Annotated in this window: 13 protein-coding genes; 6 read left to right on the top strand and 7 right to left on the bottom strand. The window is 46.8% G+C overall.

What is annotated here, in order from left to right; translation table 11 throughout:
- Positions 1-7 precede the first annotated feature (7 nt).
- The 6 genes from FHQ30_RS07160 to FHQ30_RS07135 all read left to right on the top strand — a co-directional run bounded on the left by FHQ30_RS07160 (position 8) and on the right by FHQ30_RS07135 (position 8,235).
- On the top strand, positions 8-5,266 hold the full coding sequence (locus tag FHQ30_RS07160; RefSeq protein ID WP_139611641.1) for a TipJ family phage tail tip protein: 5,259 nt from the start codon (positions 8-10) through the stop codon (positions 5,264-5,266).
- Complete coding sequence (locus FHQ30_RS07155) at positions 5,263-5,631, top strand: hypothetical protein (protein WP_139611640.1); 369 nt, start codon at positions 5,263-5,265, stop codon at positions 5,629-5,631. The genes FHQ30_RS07160 and FHQ30_RS07155 overlap by 4 nt, the downstream gene beginning before the upstream one ends.
- Positions 5,628-6,569 carry a hypothetical protein gene (locus tag FHQ30_RS07150; protein ID WP_139611639.1) on the top strand — a complete coding sequence of 314 codons (942 nt, stop codon included), beginning with the start codon at positions 5,628-5,630 and terminating at the stop codon, positions 6,567-6,569. The genes FHQ30_RS07155 and FHQ30_RS07150 overlap by 4 nt, the downstream gene beginning before the upstream one ends.
- Positions 6,570-6,636: 67 nt before the next feature.
- Entirely contained in the window at positions 6,637-6,975 is a 339-nt protein-coding gene (locus tag FHQ30_RS07145) for a hypothetical protein (RefSeq protein WP_139611638.1), read from the top strand.
- A 748-nt stretch (positions 6,976-7,723) separates the two neighbouring features.
- Positions 7,724-7,909 carry a hypothetical protein gene (locus tag FHQ30_RS07140; protein WP_442805685.1) on the top strand — a complete coding sequence of 62 codons (186 nt, stop codon included), beginning with the start codon at positions 7,724-7,726 and terminating at the stop codon, positions 7,907-7,909.
- Positions 7,910-7,944: 35 nt separating this feature from the next.
- Entirely contained in the window at positions 7,945-8,235 is a 291-nt protein-coding gene (locus tag FHQ30_RS07135; RefSeq protein ID WP_139611637.1) for a hypothetical protein, read from the top strand.
- A 72-nt stretch (positions 8,236-8,307) separates the two neighbouring features.
- Here the strand turns inward: FHQ30_RS07135 and secF are convergent, their stop codons facing one another.
- From secF to FHQ30_RS07100, 7 genes are all read right to left on the bottom strand, one after another.
- On the bottom strand, positions 8,308-9,210 hold the full coding sequence (gene secF, locus FHQ30_RS07130; protein ID WP_139611676.1) for a protein translocase subunit SecF: 903 nt from the start codon (positions 9,208-9,210) through the stop codon (positions 8,308-8,310).
- A gap of 88 nt (positions 9,211-9,298) precedes the next feature.
- Positions 9,299-11,146, bottom strand: a complete 1,848-nt coding sequence (gene secD, locus FHQ30_RS07125; RefSeq protein WP_139611636.1) for a protein translocase subunit SecD — start codon at positions 11,144-11,146, stop codon at positions 9,299-9,301.
- 36 nt (positions 11,147-11,182) lie between these two features.
- Positions 11,183-11,482: a preprotein translocase subunit YajC gene (yajC, locus tag FHQ30_RS07120; RefSeq protein ID WP_139609623.1), complete on the bottom strand. Its 300-nt coding sequence runs from the start codon at positions 11,480-11,482 to the stop codon at positions 11,183-11,185.
- 151 nt (positions 11,483-11,633) lie between these two features.
- Entirely contained in the window at positions 11,634-12,794 is a 1,161-nt protein-coding gene (gene tgt / locus FHQ30_RS07115; protein WP_139611635.1) for a tRNA guanosine(34) transglycosylase Tgt, read from the bottom strand.
- Positions 12,795-12,874: 80 nt separating this feature from the next.
- Positions 12,875-13,963 (bottom strand): tRNA preQ1(34) S-adenosylmethionine ribosyltransferase-isomerase QueA, encoded by a 1,089-nt coding sequence (queA, locus tag FHQ30_RS07110; RefSeq protein ID WP_139611634.1) that lies wholly within the window; start codon positions 13,961-13,963, stop codon positions 12,875-12,877.
- A 219-nt stretch (positions 13,964-14,182) separates the two neighbouring features.
- Complete coding sequence (locus tag FHQ30_RS07105) at positions 14,183-15,370, bottom strand: hypothetical protein (protein WP_139611633.1); 1,188 nt, start codon at positions 15,368-15,370, stop codon at positions 14,183-14,185.
- Between the two features lie 107 nt (positions 15,371-15,477).
- Positions 15,478-18,288, bottom strand: a 2,811-nt coding sequence (locus tag FHQ30_RS07100; protein ID WP_176552764.1) for a YadA family autotransporter adhesin, incomplete at its 5' end; no start/stop codon positions are given.

Raw genomic sequence — 18,288 nt, 5'->3', positions numbered from 1 at the left:
AGTTAATATGGGCGGACCAAGTGGCGGCAGCGCACGTACACCAGTAGAAGCACCTGATTCGGCGGCATCAGCACAATATCTTAGAGCAATCGGTTTGATCAGCTACGGTCCGATTAAAGGTGCGGTCAATGGCTTTAAAACGACCTATTTTGACCGCACCCCGATTGAGAATGAAAATGGTAGTACCAACTTTACCAACACTCAAATTTCATGGCGGCTAGGCACACAAGACCAATTGCCGCTTGAAGGGTTTGAGTTTTCTGAGCGTGAAGTATCGGTAGGAACACCGGTTAAAACCGCGGTTGCAGTCTCAAAAACAGTGATCGATCGTGATGTCGATCGTATTCGAATGACTGTTGGGGTTGACGCTTTATTTGAGCAGAATGATGATGGCGACACCAACGGATCTACCGTACAGCTGCTGGTGCAGATCGGTAATGCCCGCAGTGAGAGTATTACCATCGAAGGAAAATACTCCTCTCGTTATTTGACCTCGGCTATTTTTGATAATTTACCGCCAAGACCATTTACGATTACCGTCAGCCGGATCACGCCGGACAGTAAAAGCCAACGGTTACAAAATAATACGTTTTGGGCAAGTTATACTGAAATTATCGATGCTAAATTAGCGTACCCAAACTGTGCGATGGTAGGCATTCGGTTAGATTCACGTGATACGCCACAATTCCCGAATTTTAATGCGTTGGCAGATGGGCGGATCATTAAAATTCCTGATGTCTACAACCCAGAAAACCGCACTTATAGTGGCTTTTGGAATGGTACATTTAAGTCTGACTTTACGGATAACCCGGCATGGATTTTTTATGACTTGGTCACCAATGTCGAATGCGGCTTAGGCGCTCGTTTAGGCGATTACGGATGCGACAAATTTGACCTATTCAAAATTGCGCAATATTGCGATCAGCTGGTGCCTGACGGTTACGGCGGCACTGAGCCGAGAATGCGTTGTAATTTATGGCTGACCGAACAATCATCAGCCTATGAGGTGATTCAAGCCTTAGCGTCGAATTTCAGAGCCATGCCGATTTGGAACGGCACACAGATCACTGTTCGCCAAGACCGTCCGGCAGATCCAGTGTGGACGTTTACTCAAGCCAATGTGTTAGACGGTAAATTTAGCCGTCAATATGCGCCGCTGAAATCAATTCATACTGCTGTAGAAGTAGAATATCAAGACGAACGCGATCACTATCAGCGCAAGGTTGAATATGTGGTGGACGATGCGCTGGTTAAACGATACGGCTATAACGTGAAAAAAATCGTTGCTTACGGCTGCACCAGTCGTGGGCAAGCGCACCGCTTGGGGAAATGGGTAATTGCGACTGAAAGCCTTGAACAATGCACCATTACGTTTGGTGTCGGACGTGAGGGGTTGGCAGTAATACCGGGGGACGTTGTCGAAGTTGCCGATAATGATTATGCCGATGTTAATTTGGGCGGACGTGTGATTGCTGTTGAGGGCAAACAAGTAACCCTCGATCGCCCGATTGAGTTTAGTACTGGCTGCACACTGGCGTATGCCGTGATTGAAAATGATAAACTGGTGACAAAGCGAATCAAAATCAAATCGGCTAATCAGGCGGCAATCGAGCTTGAGGATATTGCTGACGGCTTAAATCCATACGATCAGTGGACGCTCAACACACCGAAAGTCAGCACGCAGTTATTCCGCGTCTTGACGATCAGCGAAAATGAACAGGGCTACAGCATTACTGCCCTGCAGCACGAACCACAAAAAGAAGCGATTGTTGATAACGGTGCGCACTTTGATCCGATTGTTGACACCTTACACAGCGGTAAAACGCCACAAGTATCACATACCGCAGTCAGTATGGAAGCTGACGGCATTGTGTTCACTTGGGAAACACCGAGCGTAGTAGGTGAGGTCACTTTCGAAGTCAAATTGTATAAAGACGGTAAACTGTACCGCACTTACAGCAATTTAACCTCACCAACAGTGACATTTACGGATTTACCGAATGGGGCTTACGTTGCGGAAGTGCGGGCAAAAAATGCGTTGGGGCAATATTCGGAAGTAGTCGCTAATGGCTTTGAGATTGATTTTGAAGTCAAGGAGCTGATTGCGCTGCCGGAAATTATGGCGATTGCTCTTAGATGGCGGTTGCCACGTTTTGCGAACCGCACATCAGCTACTGAAATTTGGTACAGCAAAACGGATAATGTTCTGACTGCACAGAAAGCCGCAACGTTGCCTTATCCGCAAAATTACTGGACATTAAGCGGTGTCGGTTTATCGCAAACGTGGTATTTCTGGGCAAGAATGGTGGATAGCAATGGCACTAGTGGACAGTTTACCCCTGTAGTCAAGGGCGAAGCCGATCACAGACCGAATATTTTGGTTGATTATCTCAACGGACAAATCACCGAAACCGCCCTCGGCAAAGACTTGATCGCACAGTTGACCGGGTTTAAAGACGGGATCGCACAAGCTGACGATAAGATCGCACAAGAAGCACGCAACAGATCCGCCCAGCTTTTAGCCGAAGCGCAAGCAAGAAGTCAGGCAATTGCTGCCGAGGCAACTAAGCGCAGTGCGGAAGTCAAAGCGGCGGCGGATAAAGCAGCACAAGCCTTGCTTGATAAAGCAAAAGAGCTTGGCACGCAAATCAGCACAGCCCAAACTACAGCGGATAATGCGGTATCGACAACAAACACGCTGACAGCAAGGTTTGATAATCTGGCGGTTGGTGGGCGGAACTTGTTGTTAAATACTGGGAAATTAACCGATAAAAATTTATGGAGATTTTCAAAGCACGCCAATCAAACGCAAGCAGAAATAGCGAGGACTGATAGTGCATTGACCTTAAAATCAACCAGCGCTTATTGGGTTCAATATTACCAGCGATCTTTAGAAAATGCGGTTTTAGTTAACGAAATTGTTGAGGGGGAAACTTATACGTTTAGCTTTGAAGCCAAAGCAAATACTCTGACACAAAACTACATTCGTTTCTTTTTTCGGCAGATATTTACAGGAGGAAGCAGTAATTCAGGAAAATACTTTACGGCATCCGAGGTTGATAAGTGGGAGCGGTTTAGCTGCACCTTTGTAGCGCAAGCTAAACACGCCAATCATCTATATTGGCAATTAATACTTGAAATCAACAACACAGTACCGGGGCAATTTGAGTTTAGGAAAACTAAACTCGAAAGAGGAAATGTTGCAACAGATTGGACACCCGCACCGGAAGACAGCGAAACCGCACTTGCTGTTGTTGCGTCCGCCGTTGAAACTGAAAAATCTGCTCGTGTGGCGGCAGATTTAGCCGAAGCCCAAGCCAGAACCGCACTCGTGGGGCGAGTTGCCAATGCGGAAGCGGATTTGACCGAAGAAAAGCGAGTTCGGGTTGAAGCTGACAGGGCGCAAACGGAGGAAACGAAAAAGCTCACATCTCGTGTCGGCACAGCTGAAAGTACGCTGACCAAGTTGAACGAAACCGTAGCGGATAATCAGCGCTCAGCGGCAACACAGTTTACTGAGATGAACAGTAAGTTTAACAGTTTGTCTGTTGGCGGACGGAACTTGTTGTTAAATACTGCCAAAATGACAAATAGGTCAAGCTGGCTGTTTTATAAAAACGCCCCCCAATCTCAAACGGAGTTACCTCGATCAGATGATGTTTTAACTATCAAAACCGTCGAAGCGAGTTGGACAGGTTATAGGCAAATTGTATCTGATGACCGGGTTATTGAAGGCCGACAGTACATTGCTACGTTTGAAGTTAGAGCTAAAACGCAATCAACAGTTGGGGTAGCTGGTACGGTTCGTTTTTTCTTCAGGGAATATTTTGGCGCAACCAGTCGCCAAGTATCTGCTAAGTACTTAGCTATCAGTGGCTTGGATACGTGGGAAAAGATTAGCATACCTTTTACTGCAAGTTATAGCGCCGATCATAAATATTTTATTTATTACATTGAAGCTGTTCTTGCGGATAAAGAATTTGAAATACGGAAAATGAAGCTGGAAACAGGTTCAATTCCGACAGACTGGACGCCTGCACCGGAAGATACTGACAGTGCCATAGTCGAAACTAACGCCAAGGTTACCGCACTTGAGCGAACCACGGCAGAAGCCGATAAAGCGCTTGCTGAGCAGTTTAAGCAGATGCAGACTAGTGTTGGCGCTAATAATGCAAAAATCACCGCTGTCGAAAAAGCGGTAAGTGATGAAAAGCAAGCCACAGCAACTAAGTTACAGACGCTAGAAAGCAGTTTTAGCAATCTGAAAGTTGGCGGACGTAACTTGCTGCTCAATTCCGGCAATATCGGCTGGAATGGCACAGGTTACACATTGCGTTTAGCCTTGGCGGAAGCACCTGCGGTGGGAGAAGATGTCACGGTTACACTGTGGGGTGAAATTTCCGACTTGCGGACTGGTGTTGCTTTTTACAATACTCAAGGTTATAGCGAAATCGGCAAATTAGTGAAAATCGCTGATGGCGTTTATCGTGGTTCAGGTAAATGGGGCTTGCCGATGAATGGCGCAACACCACGAGCCCCAAACAACACACACTTAAATATCTATTTTTACCCGAACGATACAAGTAAAGGTACGAATATTGTTAACCGTGTTAAATTGGAACGTGGTGCGGTCGGCACAGATTGGTCACCCGCACCGGAAGACAGCGAAACCGCTCTGACGGAAGCAACAGCGAAAATCACTGCACTACAAACTGTTGTGAGCAACAACCAACAATCTGCCACTCAGCAGATTAGCACAATGCAATCATCCCTAAATAACGCTACTGCTAAAATCAGTGATGTACAGAAAACGGTGGCAGATGTCAGCGGCAAAGTATCATCAACCCGCACACTGAAAACTGAAGTGACAACGGCTGGGCGTACGGTCATTACCGGAATAGTGATGGGTGCCGCTGCGGATAACAACACCGTTGAAAGCTCAGTGATTTTGATGGCGGATAAATTTGCGGTGGTCAAAAATGCGCAGGACGGAACTGTAACCCCAATGATGTCGGTGATTAATCATCAGGGCAAATCACGGCTGGCAATGAGTGGCGATATTGTAACGCGCGGAACTGTTTTGGGTGCAAGTTTTGAGGGCGGTTCTATTCGGATCGGTGGCGGGCGCTTTGATGTGACCAATGCCGGACAGGTGTCTATTCGCAGTAATCCGACTGCTAACATTGGGTTGGCAATGTCAAATGAGGCATTGATTATCTATGATGAGCGTGGTCGGGTGCGGTTTAAAGCGGGGAAACTACGATGAGTTACGGTATTGAGGTTTTTGGACAGAATCTGAACTTTAACGCTTATTTGAAAAGCGGCAAAATAATCAAGGAGATTGTTGTTGGTAATCATAGAGGAACGCTGTCTTTTGCGTTGCCGACCATGTCAAATACGTATGGCACATTGACTTATCTCTTTGTGCCGTTATATCAGCAGTGGTCGTTAGTACCGCCTCGCACGCCTAAAATTTGGTTTACCAACAGAAGTCATATTAATGTGAGCTGGGAAGATATCCCATATTACATGGACGAAGGGATTCCACCTGATTGGCGAGAGAGGCTGTTTGGCAGTGCCAGCGCGCAAGGTACCAATCAGGGCGGGATTTTAATGGTGATTGCATTATGAGCTACGGATTTGAATTACTGGACGAGCAAGGGAAGCTTGTATTGAATCATGAGCTTCCGACACTGCAATACGGCGCATCAACAGATAGCAGACTTCATAATTTGCTAGATGGGCAAAAAGAAAGAGGGGGGATTTATTCGAAATACTATGTGCCGTTGAAAGCAAAAAGTTATTATCCATTAGTAGTCTATGAATCAATTGAGTTTATCTACCCTATTGTGAGACAAGTTTATTACCCTACAAATTTTCCGACGTATCTGACGGGAACGCCACCTCAGCACAAAACCGATTATCGCTCGACGGAGCATGGTTTTCCTAGAGAGTGGTTAAATGACGGACGTCCTCACAGAACTCACGTTGTGGAAGTTCACCAAGAGGAAGCAATGGAAAATAAGGTCAATGTGCATGTTTTTGAGAATGCCCGTTTTTTACCGCCGAACGATGCGCAATACGGCATGCAGGTTTTTGATGACACCGGAACGTTGCTTTATGACACCTCTCGTACTTTATTGCGGATATTAGATGTCATCCAAATTAATCACGGAGATAGAGACCTTACTATCCGCAAAGAGTATCCCATGAGTAAACGGATAGGTTTTGCGGTGTACGGTACCGTGACCACTAACCATAATTGGTTTGATACATGGATGTATTTACACCAAAGGGCACCCCAAATCGGTTACCCGCTCTATTTTTGGCATTTTTGGATAAAGTTATATAAGAGTGCTTGGGGAAGCTGGACGCCAAGTAGAGGAATGCCTCAATATTCAGACTGGTTAAAAACCGGTTATCAAGGGATTGAAATCGGTAAAAATCTACTCGCCGCAGATTCTAATTTTAATTCCGGACAGGTATTCGGTCAGATGACGGTTCTCGTTGTCGATCTCGAAAGCTCCTTACCTGAGGGTGCTTCACCCGATGCAAGACTTTATGTTTAAAAATATCTACAACCTACACACCGCACCCAAAAGTGCGGTTTTTTATTACCTAAAATAAGGAAATCTTATGAAATACATCGAAAAATCAATCGAAGACGAACAAACAGGCGCAACAGCGAATTACCACGAAGTGACCACGCTGAATATTGACTACATCAATGGCAACGCTACCGTCGTCACAGCCTCTTATGTCAGCGCTAAAACCAAAGCAGCGGGCAAAAATGCGCTGTCGTTCAGCTCGTTTAATCTCAGCCCGCTACCTGCGGATAGAAACGCTGTCGGTTACGACTGGGCATTGACGCAGTTAATCCAAGCGCAACCGGAAGATTTTACCCCTGAAACATACACTGGATATGTTAATCCTCACACGTTTGCTGGCGGCAAAATCAAAGATACCGCTGCTTAAATAACATCGGCGCATTGAGTGATATATATATCACTTAGTGCGCCGATTTTTTGCTTTTGAGTGATTTTATTGATTGGAATTTATCCAAAGAAAAGAAAATAAGGGGTGCTTATGGATAGGATAGTTTGACGAGAATTTGACAAAATCAGCATAAAACTAGGGCAAATCTTGCTAATTTGGTATGAATTTTGTAGCATGTCTATGTGGTTAGGTCTTTGATTAATAATGAATTTTAAATTATATCTGCTTATAGCAGCGCTGTCTTGAAAACCGGCGAGGGTTTACGCCCTCCGTGAGTTCGAATCTCACTTCCTCCGCCACTTTTCTGTTTTTTAACGTTCGCCAACGTTCACAAAGTCTAAAAAATCCCTTTAAATTCAAGTCAAAAAGCCATTTTAATGGTTTTCTTTGTTTTTTATTGTTCGTCATTGTTCAGGGTCTGATGTTCCCTCCTTGCAGGTAATCATTTTCGAGGGAACATTAAACCAAAATATTGAAGCTCGAATGATGCTAAAACACTGGCAAAATCAATCCTCGTTTAAGCGATAAACAACTAAAAACCCTCAAACCGCAAAGCAAAGAATTTGCCAAAGCCGACGGCGGGATTATTGGATCATTATAATACGACAGGCAATTGTGCTATGTGGTGGTGATAAAAAGGCAAGAAAGAACCTTTTATAAAACGATGATCGCCCTTGCAGAACAAACCTATGGATGATTATCTCTCAATTTCAACAGGAGCAAAATAATGAGCGTAAACTTTAAAGATGTAATAGCAGCGCTTCCGGCGGAACAGCAAGCTGAAGTTAAAGAGATGGCGGATGAAATGCGGCAACGATATTCGGCTTTCTTCGGTGAAACGGTATGTGGAAGCGATGGGCGGTGTCTTAAACCTCTCGGTGAAACTGCCAACCGGAAAAACGGTATCGTTTAATTTGTGATGGTTGAATGATCAATAAGGGGGATAATATGCGACAGGTTACTGGTGATTTAACGACTTTTGCGGTCTATGTGGCAAAAATAGTTTTTATTGTCGCAGGTATTCCTCTGCTGATATTTTTTGCCTTGGGTACGTTAAATAGTATTACGGTTGGGGGTATCCTCTCGGCAAAAGGAGCTTATTGGCTCATTTGTGGGATCATTGCACTTTTCTGTGTGGTATCAAAAAAATTCTATTGTGCTTTCTTGATATGTCTGCCGTTCTTGTTGCTTTTCCTGTACTTTGGCGGCATTGACTATCTTGTCGATTGGCTTTATTAATTAACATTACGATTTAAAAAACAATCCGCACCTCAAACGTGCGGATTGTTATTTTATTGCGGCATTGTAGTTTTACGGCATAATCGCGTTTTGATCTTCGCCTTCTTTTTCTATTTTTGGTGGTAGCATATGCTCCCGTCTCAAGCCTAGATCAAAGGCTAACGAAGTGGCGATATAGATTGAGGAGTAAGTTCCAAAACCAATCCCGACCAATAGCGCCAATGAGAAGTTATGGATACTTGGTCCGCCAAAAATATACAGCGCCAATACCACGACCAATGTGGTGGCAGAGGTCATCAAGGTTCTGGCAAGCGTTTGCGTTAGAGAAATATCAATAATTTCTACCGCTGGAATACGGCGGATTTTACGAAAGTTTTCACGGATGCGGTCAAATACCACGATACTATCATTCAGTGAGTAACCGATAACCGATAAAATCGCAGCGACAAAAGTAAGGTCGATCTCTACCTGTAATGCCGCAAATACGCCCAGTGTCACAATAACATCATGCGCCAATGCCAAGATAGCGCCAGTTCCCAAGCGCCATTCAAAACGCAATCCAACATATAGCAATAGCATGATTAAGGTTGCCAACGTGGCATAAATTGCGGCTTCAGTCAGCTCTTTGCCGACATTCGGTCCAACGAACTCAATACTGTTGACAGTTGCTTGTGCATCAATGCCGTGTAGGATATTGATTATTTTCGGTCCGATGGTGGTATCGCCGTCTGCCGACGGTAAACGGATCATCACATCTCGTGTGCCGCCGGAAGCCTGCACAATCGCACTAGTAAACTCATTTTCCGCCAACACAGACCGCACTTTCGGCAAATCGGCAGGTTGCGAGAACGTTGCCTCAATCACTGTACCGCCGGTGAAATCTAATCCCCAGTTAAATCCTTTGGTGATCACAAAAAACAGCGATATGGCAACTACAGCTACCGAAAAAATATAGCCCAAAGGACGATATTTCATAAACGGCACAACTTTGCGTGCCAATTTAACGCCATTTTCGATTTCTATCGTTTGTTTTGCTCTTACATTCACAATTCAATCCTCACCACTAAATCGATAATTTGTTAATGCGCTTGCCACCATACAGGAAATTGACAATCGCACGTGTTCCGGTAATCGCGGTAAACATCGAGATTGCAACCCCTAATGACAACGTAATAGCAAAACCTTTAACCGGGCCGGTTCCAACTGCATATAGAATAATCGCAGTCAAAATAGTGGTTAAGTTCGCATCAAAAATACTGCTGAATGCACCGTTATAGCCTTCATTAATCGCTTGCTGCACCGTGCGTCCGTTGCGTAACTCTTCTTTTATTCGTTCAAAAATCAAAACGTTAGCATCAACTGACATACCAACAGCCAAGACGATTCCGGCAATGCCCGGCATGGTCAACGTCGCCCCCGGCAACAAAGAGAGTACTCCGATTAACAGCACGATATTCAGTACCAAAGCAATGTTAGCGATAATCCCGAATTTACGATAGACCACAATCATGAACAAAATGGTAAACAGCAAGCCATAAGCGCTGGCTTCCATGCCTTGTGCGATATTCTGCGCCCCTAATGACGGTCCGATCGTCCGCTCTTCCACAATTTGAATCGGTGCAATCAAGGCACCGGCACGCAACAATACCGAAAGGTTTAATGCTTCCGCCGGGCTGTCAATGCCACTGATGCGGAAACGGCTGCCCAGGCGGTCGTTAATCGTTGCGACGTTGATCACTTCTTCGTGTTTCTCAAGAATCGGCGTGCCTTTATCGTCTAAGCGACCACTCTCTTTATATTCACTGTACAGCGTAGCCATCGGTTTACCGATTGCATCACGAGTAGCTGCGGCCATAAGATTGCCACCCTCACTGTCAAGGGTGATATTCACTTCCGGTCGTCCCGTAGTATGATCGCTGCCTGAAGTTGCGCCGGTGATATGTTCGCCGCCGAGAATCACACGGCGGTATAACACCACCGGACGCCCTTCCCGATCATTTTTCACTTCGGAATCAGATGGTACTAAGCCACGCGCAGCGGCATCAGCGCTGGCATTGGTATTCACCAAGCGAAACTCTAATGTTGCGGTCGCGCCCAGGATTTCTTTGGCACGCGCAGTATCCTGCACCCCCGGCAATTCGATCACGATACGTTCGGCACCTTGGCGCTGAACTATAGGCTCGGCAACGCCCAACTCTTCAACCCGTTTACGCAAAATCGTTAAATTTTGCTCAATCGCATGCTCACGCACCTGTGCCAAATCGGCTTCGGTCATATTCACGGTTAAAAGGTTGCCGTTGCTGGCTACCGTCAAATCCGGATTACTGCGACGAATCAAACTTTGTGCTTCTGAAGCCTGTGCCTGTTCACTTAAGGTGACAATAGTTGAATAGTTGTCGCCAGCACGAATATTACTATAAGCAATTCGAGCTTTACGCAGTTCAGTACGCAACATATCTTGTCGTTGCGTTTCCAGTTTCTCAAGTGCGGTATTCATATCAACTTGCATTAAGAAGCGCACACCGCCACGTAAATCCAAGCCGAGTTTCATCGGGCTGCCGCCAATCGCCTCCAGCCATCTCGGCGTTGCCGGTGCTAAATTCAAGGCAACAGAATAGCTGCTGCCTAAGCTTTCAGCCAGTTTGTCTTTCGCTAACAATTGTTCGTCAGTGTTGCCGAATTTTGCCAACACCGAGCCGTTTTCCAGTTGCAAAGATTTAACCGGCAGTTGATTTTGCTGTAGAACTTGTTGAACTTGTTGATAAGTGGTGTTGTCTGCTTGCTGCCCGCGCGTTCCGGAAATCTGCACCGCAGGATCTTCACCATAAAGATTTGGAAGAGCATATAAAATGCCGATGGCGACCAAAATGATCACCATCAGATTCTTCCATAAAGGGAAACGATTTAACACAATTAATACCCTTTTTAATGGTATGGAAGAGAAAAATTACAGCGACTTCATTGAACCTTTCGGAAGAACGGCAACAACGAAATCTCTTTTGATTGTCACTTCAGTTGTGTCGTTTAATGCGATCACAATGTAATCATTTTCTGCTGAAGTTTTAGTAATTTTACCGATTAAACCACCGCTGGTTAACACCTCTTCGCCTTTTGCCAGAGATGCCATCAAATTACGGTGTTCTTTATTGCGCTTGGCTTGCGGGCGGAAAATCATAAAATAAAAAATTAAGGCAAAAATGACCAAAATAAAGATCATTTGCATTCCACCACCTTGTTGAGCGTCCATTTCTTATCCTTCTAAAGTTAATTGAAAAAATCGAGTGAATAAAACTTATCAGACACCGCTGTCTTGATTTTTGGCTAGCCGTGTCCGTTTTTAAGCCTGCTAAAAATAGCATAAAAAAGCCTTAAAGTGAAAAGCTTCTTCGTTGCCAACGCTATTTTACCTCGCTAAAGGCATGATATTGATTCAATGGTGGCACCGGTTTGCCGATTCTGGCGTAAAACTGTTCAACAAACTGTTCTAATTCGCCTTTTTCAATCGCCTCACGCAGCTGTGCCATCAACCGTTGATAGTAGCGTAAATTATGAATCGTATTTAATCTTGCGCCCAAAATCTCACCGCACTTATCCAAATGATACAAATAGGCCTTGCTGTAGTGTTTACAAGTATAACAATCGCATTCCGCTTCCAACGGTGAAGTATCATCACGGTATTTGGCATTACGGATTTTGATTACGCCGTCAGCGGTAAACAAATGCCCGTTGCGTGCATTACGGGTCGGCATCACGCAATCGAACATGTCGATCCCACGTCGCACGCCTTCCACCAAATCTTCCGGCTTGCCGACGCCCATCAAATAACGTGGTTTATCTTGCGGAATTTGTGGGCAAACATATTCCAAAATTCGGTGCATATCTTCTTTCGGCTCACCAACCGCCAACCCACCGACTGCATAGCCGTCGAAACCGATATCAACCAAGCCTTCGACTGAGACTTTGCGCAACTCTTCATATACACCGCCTTGAATGATCCCGAACAGGGCATTTTTGTTGCCTAATTCATCAAAGCGATCACGGCTACGTTTTGCCCAACGCAGCGACATTTCCATCGAGTTTTTGGCGTAATCAAAATCCGCCGGATACGGGGTACACTCGTCGAAAATCATCACAATGTCCGATCCCAAATCATATTGAATTTCCATCGATTTTTCCGGCGACAAGAAGATTTTTTCACCGTTGATCGGGTTACGGAAATGCACGCCCTCTTCTTTAATTTTGCGAATATCGCCCAAACTGAACACCTGAAAACCGCCGGAATCGGTCAAAATCGGCCCGTGCCACTGCATAAAATCATGCAGATCACCGTGCATTTTCATCACCTCTTGCCCCGGGCGCAGCCATAAATGGAAGGTGTTGCCCAATAAAATTTGCGCCCCGGTAGCCTTAACTTCTTCCGGCGTCATCCCTTTGACCGTGCCATAAGTACCGACCGGCATAAACGCCGGCGTTTCAACACTAAATTCGCCCTGCGGACGTTGAAATGTCAGTCGTCCGCGTCTGGCACGTCCGTCAGTTTGCTGTAATTCATATTTCATTTTTGCTCCTTCAACGGAAAAACAGTCCGAAGATATTGATTAAACAGGAAAGTGCGGTTATCCGTACTTTCCTCTCTTACTTATTCTAATCCTTTTACCATTGGATTTTTGCTGATAAACATCGCATCGCCATAACTAAAAAAGCGATACCGCTCGGCAACCGCACTTTGATAGGCACGCATCGTGTTTTGATAACCGGCGAAAGCGGACACCAACATCACCAAGGTCGATTCCGGCAAATGGAAATTGGTGATCAGCGCATCAACCACGCGAAATGGTTTGCCCGGATACAGAAAAATGGTAGTGTCGGAAAAATAGGGGGCAAGCAAGTGCGGTTGATCCGTCTCCGCCGCTGCCAATGCCGCACTTTCAATCGAGCGTACTGAGGTTGTGCCGACCGCAATCACTCGCTTGCCGGCGGCTTTGGTCGCCAAAATCGCCTCGACCGTCTGCTCACCGACTTCCACATATTCAGCGTGCATATGGTGATCTTCCACTTTCTCTACTCGCACCGGCTGGAATGTGCCTGCCCCGACATGTAACGTGACAAAGGTAAAATTCACGCCTTTTTCAGTTAATTGTTGCAACAATGCCTGATCAAAGTGCAACCCAGCCGTCGGTGCCGCCACCGCACCCGGCACTTGGTTATACACGGTTTGATAACGCTCCTGATCCATCTCTTCATCAGGACGATCAATATACGGCGGCAACGGAATATGCCCGATTTGCTGTAAAACCGCCAACAATGGCGCCTCGCCAACCACTTCCAGCTCGAACAAGGTATCATGACGAGCTTTCATCATAAAAGCGATACCGTTGCCCTCGCCTAATTTATCTTCGCCCAATATAATCTGTGAACCGGCTTGCGGGGCTTTCGAGGCTCGAACATGTGCCAAACAGCTGTTTTCGCTCAACACCCGCTCAACCAGCACTTCCAACTTGCCACCACTGCTCTTGCGTCCAAACATCCGCGCCGGAATCACCCGCGTATTGTTAAACACTAACAAATCCCCGGCGTTTACCAAATGCAGCACATCAGCAAATTGGCGATGTTGCAACTCGCCGGTCTCCCCGTTCAAACACAACAGACGACTGCTAGTGCGCTGCGCTTTCGGATAGCGTGCGATCAACTCGTCCGGCAACTCAAAATGAAAATCTGAAACTTGCATTGATTTTAACTCGTTTCCCAATATCTAACCAAAATAAATGCTGTAGTCTATTGTCTGTTAAGGCTGATAGCAAGATGAAATCTTGTAAATGTATAATACTCCCCAAAAAAGGAAGGCTGTTTTATCCCTAAAACAGCCTTCATCACGCTACGATGCCCACTATGGCTCACCGTACTTTCTGCACCTCTCCGGTTTCTGCTCGGTACTTCCACCCCGCCCTTAGCGACGCTTCAACACCAGCTTCTCCCCCTTCGCATTGTTTATCTCTATCTGCGCCGGCGCTCGGTTCTTCTTATGTAAAATCCCTATATAGTTCCCAAACTGCGCCAACTTCTCATATTTCCCCTTCAATACCAATACCGACGTGTCCGCCCCCTCTTCAAATATCAAAAACGTACTCAGCGGTGTCACCTTAATATCCGTCAACCCCAAACGCACCTTACTGCTTATCTGATAACTCGGCGCCTTTTTACTTTTATACTGCGCCAATACTTTCGGGTCGGTGCTCTCCATCACAATATCATTCAACAAGTTCATCTGCTTCTCTTGTTTCGGCTCTAACACCAAAGCTTCTACCTTACCCACAGGCACTTGTCCTGCGACCGCATCTCCCACCTCCGCATCGGTACTCCCTTCAACGACTGCTTCTGTTGCTGTTGCTGTTGATGCAACTGCCTCGCCTATCGGTGAAGTTTCCATTCCCTGCAACGCTGCATTCACCGCTACTGTCTCTACTTTTGCTGCCTCTACTTTTGCCGTTTCTGCTTTTGCCGCCTCATTGGTCTGTGGCGCGACCGGAGTAACAGGCACAGTTTCCTCACCACCCTGCCCCTCTTCCTCGTCTAACCCAACCAACTCAATACGGTTCTTCACCAACTCCGGCTCCGCAAATACCACCTGCCCAATATACTGATTACTCTTTGGTTTAACCCCGGTTATCTCTTCACTCCCGCTCGACAGCACCAAGAAAGTGCGATTGCCCAACTCCGTAAACCGGATATTACTGTCCACCAACTGTTGATTAATCGCATCAATCAGCCCTTTAAACGTCTGAGTACCATTGCCCTTTAATATCACCGGACGCGAGGAATCAATATTGTAAGACATATAACCAACATTCAGCCGTTCCGCCAATTGCTGTAATAAACTGCCAACTTCCCCCTCGTAAGTCACCGCTATTTTAGCCTGCTCATAGCGCTCAAATTCAGAACGGCTTCCTATATCCTGCGCAAAGGCAAACGGGCTCACCGCGCCCAGCAACAGACTGCCAAATACGATTGCCCTGACACGCTTGATGTTTTTCATGTTTTTTATATTCTTTATATTTTTTATGCTCTCTATGTTTTTGATACTTTTAATACATTTCATACTTTTGATATTTTTCATACCCTTCATCTCAATTTCCACGGTTAGCTCTCCTGATTTCAGAACAAAAAATCCCTTTTCACGCTCGACAACCCACTAAGCGAAAAAGGGATTTTCACTCAAACACCATTACCCCAAATACGTTTCCATTAGAACACCCAACCGACCCCGGCTTTCACTGCCGGTCTGGCTTCTTTGCCCAATGATGAACCCACCCCTAGCGAAATTTTTATCTTGCCCGAGTTAGTCAAATAGTTACCGCCCAACGCCACCGCAGACTGACCATCATACATCGCCGTTCCAACCCCAATAGCCACTTCGCCCGGATGTTGTTGTGGTAAATCAAGGTTCATTGCCATCGACGCCGCTATCCCTTGCGAGGCAATTTTGCGAGTTTGCTGAATCTCTTGTTTCAACGAGCTGTGAACATTGCCCAACGCACGGCTGACCTGTCCGACTGTTGCCGCATCGGAGGCATTCACCCCATCAGCAACATTGGTAATCCGACGGGTCAAACCGGTTTCCGCATTCCCCACTGAAAACTCCAGCGGGTCCCTGGCAACCGAACCACTGCCCATCGCAACACTGCCTTCTCCCTTCGCAACCGCACCGCCTCCAACAGCAACGCTCTCTTTGCCGGTTGCTGCCGCCGGTTTCAACTCACTGTTCGTCGCAATGTACTTGGTGCCGTTACTATTAATATGGTCAAGCGCCGCCCCCACATTGTTCACCGTGGTGCTAGTGCCGTCGTTGTTATACACCGTATAGCTGGCATTGACCGTAATAGAACCGTCCGGATTCACTACCATTTCACTGCCCGTACCGGCTAAGGAAGTCACCGCGGAATAGAGTTGCCCACCGTTTACCACCTCTTTTGAACCTTTCGCCACTTTACCGCCTTTAACATTGCTCAACACTACACCCTCGCCTAAGCAGTCCGGGTCGTTAGGATTACTACCGGCTTTACAATTCGGGTCAACGCCCAAGGTCGCTTTGTTATACACATACTGACCTGAAGCATCCTTATCGTATTTCAATGCGCCCTTATCATTTCCGGCAACACCTGCACTACCGCTGGCAAGCGCCTGTACTTTAGTTTCCAGTTCGCCGACTTTTTGATTAGTGGTATATAACTGCCCACCGGTAACCGCATCATGACTGTCTTGTCCGACCAGGCCGTCCTTCAAGTTACTCAAAATCGTCGGTGTCGTGGTTAACCCATCGGCATTCACCACACTCAACCGTACTTTATCGTCGGTTATCGCTGCGGTTGTTGTATCTGCGCTGCCGTCGGCTTTCAAGGCATAGAACTTACCGTCTTCACCGCGCGCCAAGCGTTTACCGTCCTCTGCGGTGTACACCACTGCCCCTGCCTGTCCGTTACGCAACGCATTGGTTTTATCGACTAAATCCTTACCGTTCAAGCCGTCTTGTCCTGCCGCGCCGTTTTTACCGTTGGTGCCGTTAGTGCCGTCTTGACCATTTTTGCCAATTAAGCCGTTCAAACCGTCAATACCGTCTTTCAAGCCCGCAACCACACTCTTCGCTTCATCCGCCGTGGTTTTCGCCAAATTCGCCGTTTTCTCCACGGCATCCAACTGCCCTTTATTAACCGCATCACCTGCATTGGTACCATTGGCAACCCCAGTCAAAGTACGGTTTCCTGCACTGCCGACAATTGATAAGATGGTCGAGTCACTGTCCTTACCGATGGTAATGGTGCTGCTGGCCGCATCATCCTGTACTAAACCAAAACCGGCTTGACTGATTTGATTGATTTTGGTCGTCAGATTGGTAATCGCCGTGGTATTTCCAGCGGCTGTCTCTTTGACCGCATTCAGTTGTTTCACATTCACCGCATCATATTGCTGTACCCCGTCTGCAATGTTGTTTAACACTGTCGGCGCCGTGGTGGAGCCATTGGCATTCACCGCACTCAACCGCACTTTATCATCTGCAACCGCTGCTATTGTGGTGTCGGCACTGCCATCCGCCTTCATGAGATAGAATTTGCCGTCTTCACCTCGTGCCAGACGTGAGCCGTTTTCGGCGGTATACACTACCGCACCGGCTTCACCGTTACGCAACGAGTTGACTTTCTCGGTCAAATCCTTACCATTCAGACCATCTCGCCCGGCTGCACCGTTTTTACCGTTGGTGCCGTTGCTACCATCTTGACCCGGTGTTCCAACCGCACCTGCCAAACCGTCAATTCCGTTTTTCAGGTTTGAGGCGATATCTTTGGCTTCATCAGCCGTGGTTTTAGCATTGTCTGCCGTGGTTTTGGCGTTATCAGCGGTCGTTTTCACCGTGAACAGTTGTCCACCGGTCACTGCCTCTTTCGAATCTGCTGCCAGTTTGCCATCGGCAAGATTGCCCAATACGGTTGGAGTGGTGGTTAAACCGTCGGCATTCACCACACTCAACCGCACTTTATCCGTTGCAACGGCTGTCGTTGTCGTATCTGCCGTGCCGTCGGCTTTCATCGCATAGAACTTGCCGTCTTCACCCCGCGCCAAACGTTTACCATCCTCTGCAGTGTACACCACTGCCCCCGCCTGTCCGTTACGCAGGGCATTGTTTTTATCCACCAAGTCTTTACCGTTCAAGCCGTCTTGTCCTGCTGCGCCATCTTTACCGTTGGTGCCGTTAGTGCCGTCTTGACCGTTTTTGCCGATTAAGCCGTTCAAGCCGTCAATGCCGTCTTTCAAGCCCGCAACCATACTCTTCGCTTCATCTGCCGTGGTTTTGGCATTATCTGCCGTGGTTTTCACCGTGAACAGTTGCCCACCGGTCACCGCCTCTTTCGAATCCGCTGCCAGTTTGCCATCGGCAAGGTTGCCCAATACCGTCGGTGCCGTCGTAGTACCATCGGCATTCACCGCACTCAACCGCACCGCATTCGCCGCCACTTCCTTACTCTTATCAGCACTGCCGTCTGCTGCCCGTTGGTAATATTT

The organism is Testudinibacter sp. 'clade 2' (genome assembly GCF_006227735.1).
Classification (GTDB): Bacteria; Pseudomonadota; Gammaproteobacteria; order Enterobacterales; family Pasteurellaceae; genus Chelonobacter.
Note: the sequence above shows the minus strand (reverse complement) of the source record. Positions and strands in the feature narration are given on the sequence as shown.

Excerpts from the sequence above, each read along its gene's own strand:
- FHQ30_RS07160 (WP_139611641.1), top strand. The coding sequence starts at position 8 with ATGGGCGGACCAAGTGGCGGCAGCGCACGTACACCAGTAGAAGCACCT.
- FHQ30_RS07155 (WP_139611640.1), top strand. The coding sequence starts at position 5,263 with ATGAGTTACGGTATTGAGGTTTTTGGACAGAATCTGAACTTTAACGCT.
- FHQ30_RS07150 (WP_139611639.1), top strand. The coding sequence starts at position 5,628 with ATGAGCTACGGATTTGAATTACTGGACGAGCAAGGGAAGCTTGTATTG.
- FHQ30_RS07145 (WP_139611638.1), top strand. The coding sequence starts at position 6,637 with ATGAAATACATCGAAAAATCAATCGAAGACGAACAAACAGGCGCAACA.
- FHQ30_RS07140 (WP_442805685.1), top strand. The coding sequence starts at position 7,724 with ATGAGCGTAAACTTTAAAGATGTAATAGCAGCGCTTCCGGCGGAACAG.
- FHQ30_RS07135 (WP_139611637.1), top strand. The coding sequence starts at position 7,945 with ATGCGACAGGTTACTGGTGATTTAACGACTTTTGCGGTCTATGTGGCA.
- secF (WP_139611676.1), bottom strand. The coding sequence starts at position 9,210 with ATGAAATATCGTCCTTTGGGCTATATTTTTTCGGTAGCTGTAGTTGCC.
- yajC (WP_139609623.1), bottom strand. The coding sequence starts at position 11,482 with ATGGACGCTCAACAAGGTGGTGGAATGCAAATGATCTTTATTTTGGTC.
- tgt (WP_139611635.1), bottom strand. The coding sequence starts at position 12,794 with ATGAAATATGAATTACAGCAAACTGACGGACGTGCCAGACGCGGACGA.
- queA (WP_139611634.1), bottom strand. The coding sequence starts at position 13,963 with ATGCAAGTTTCAGATTTTCATTTTGAGTTGCCGGACGAGTTGATCGCA.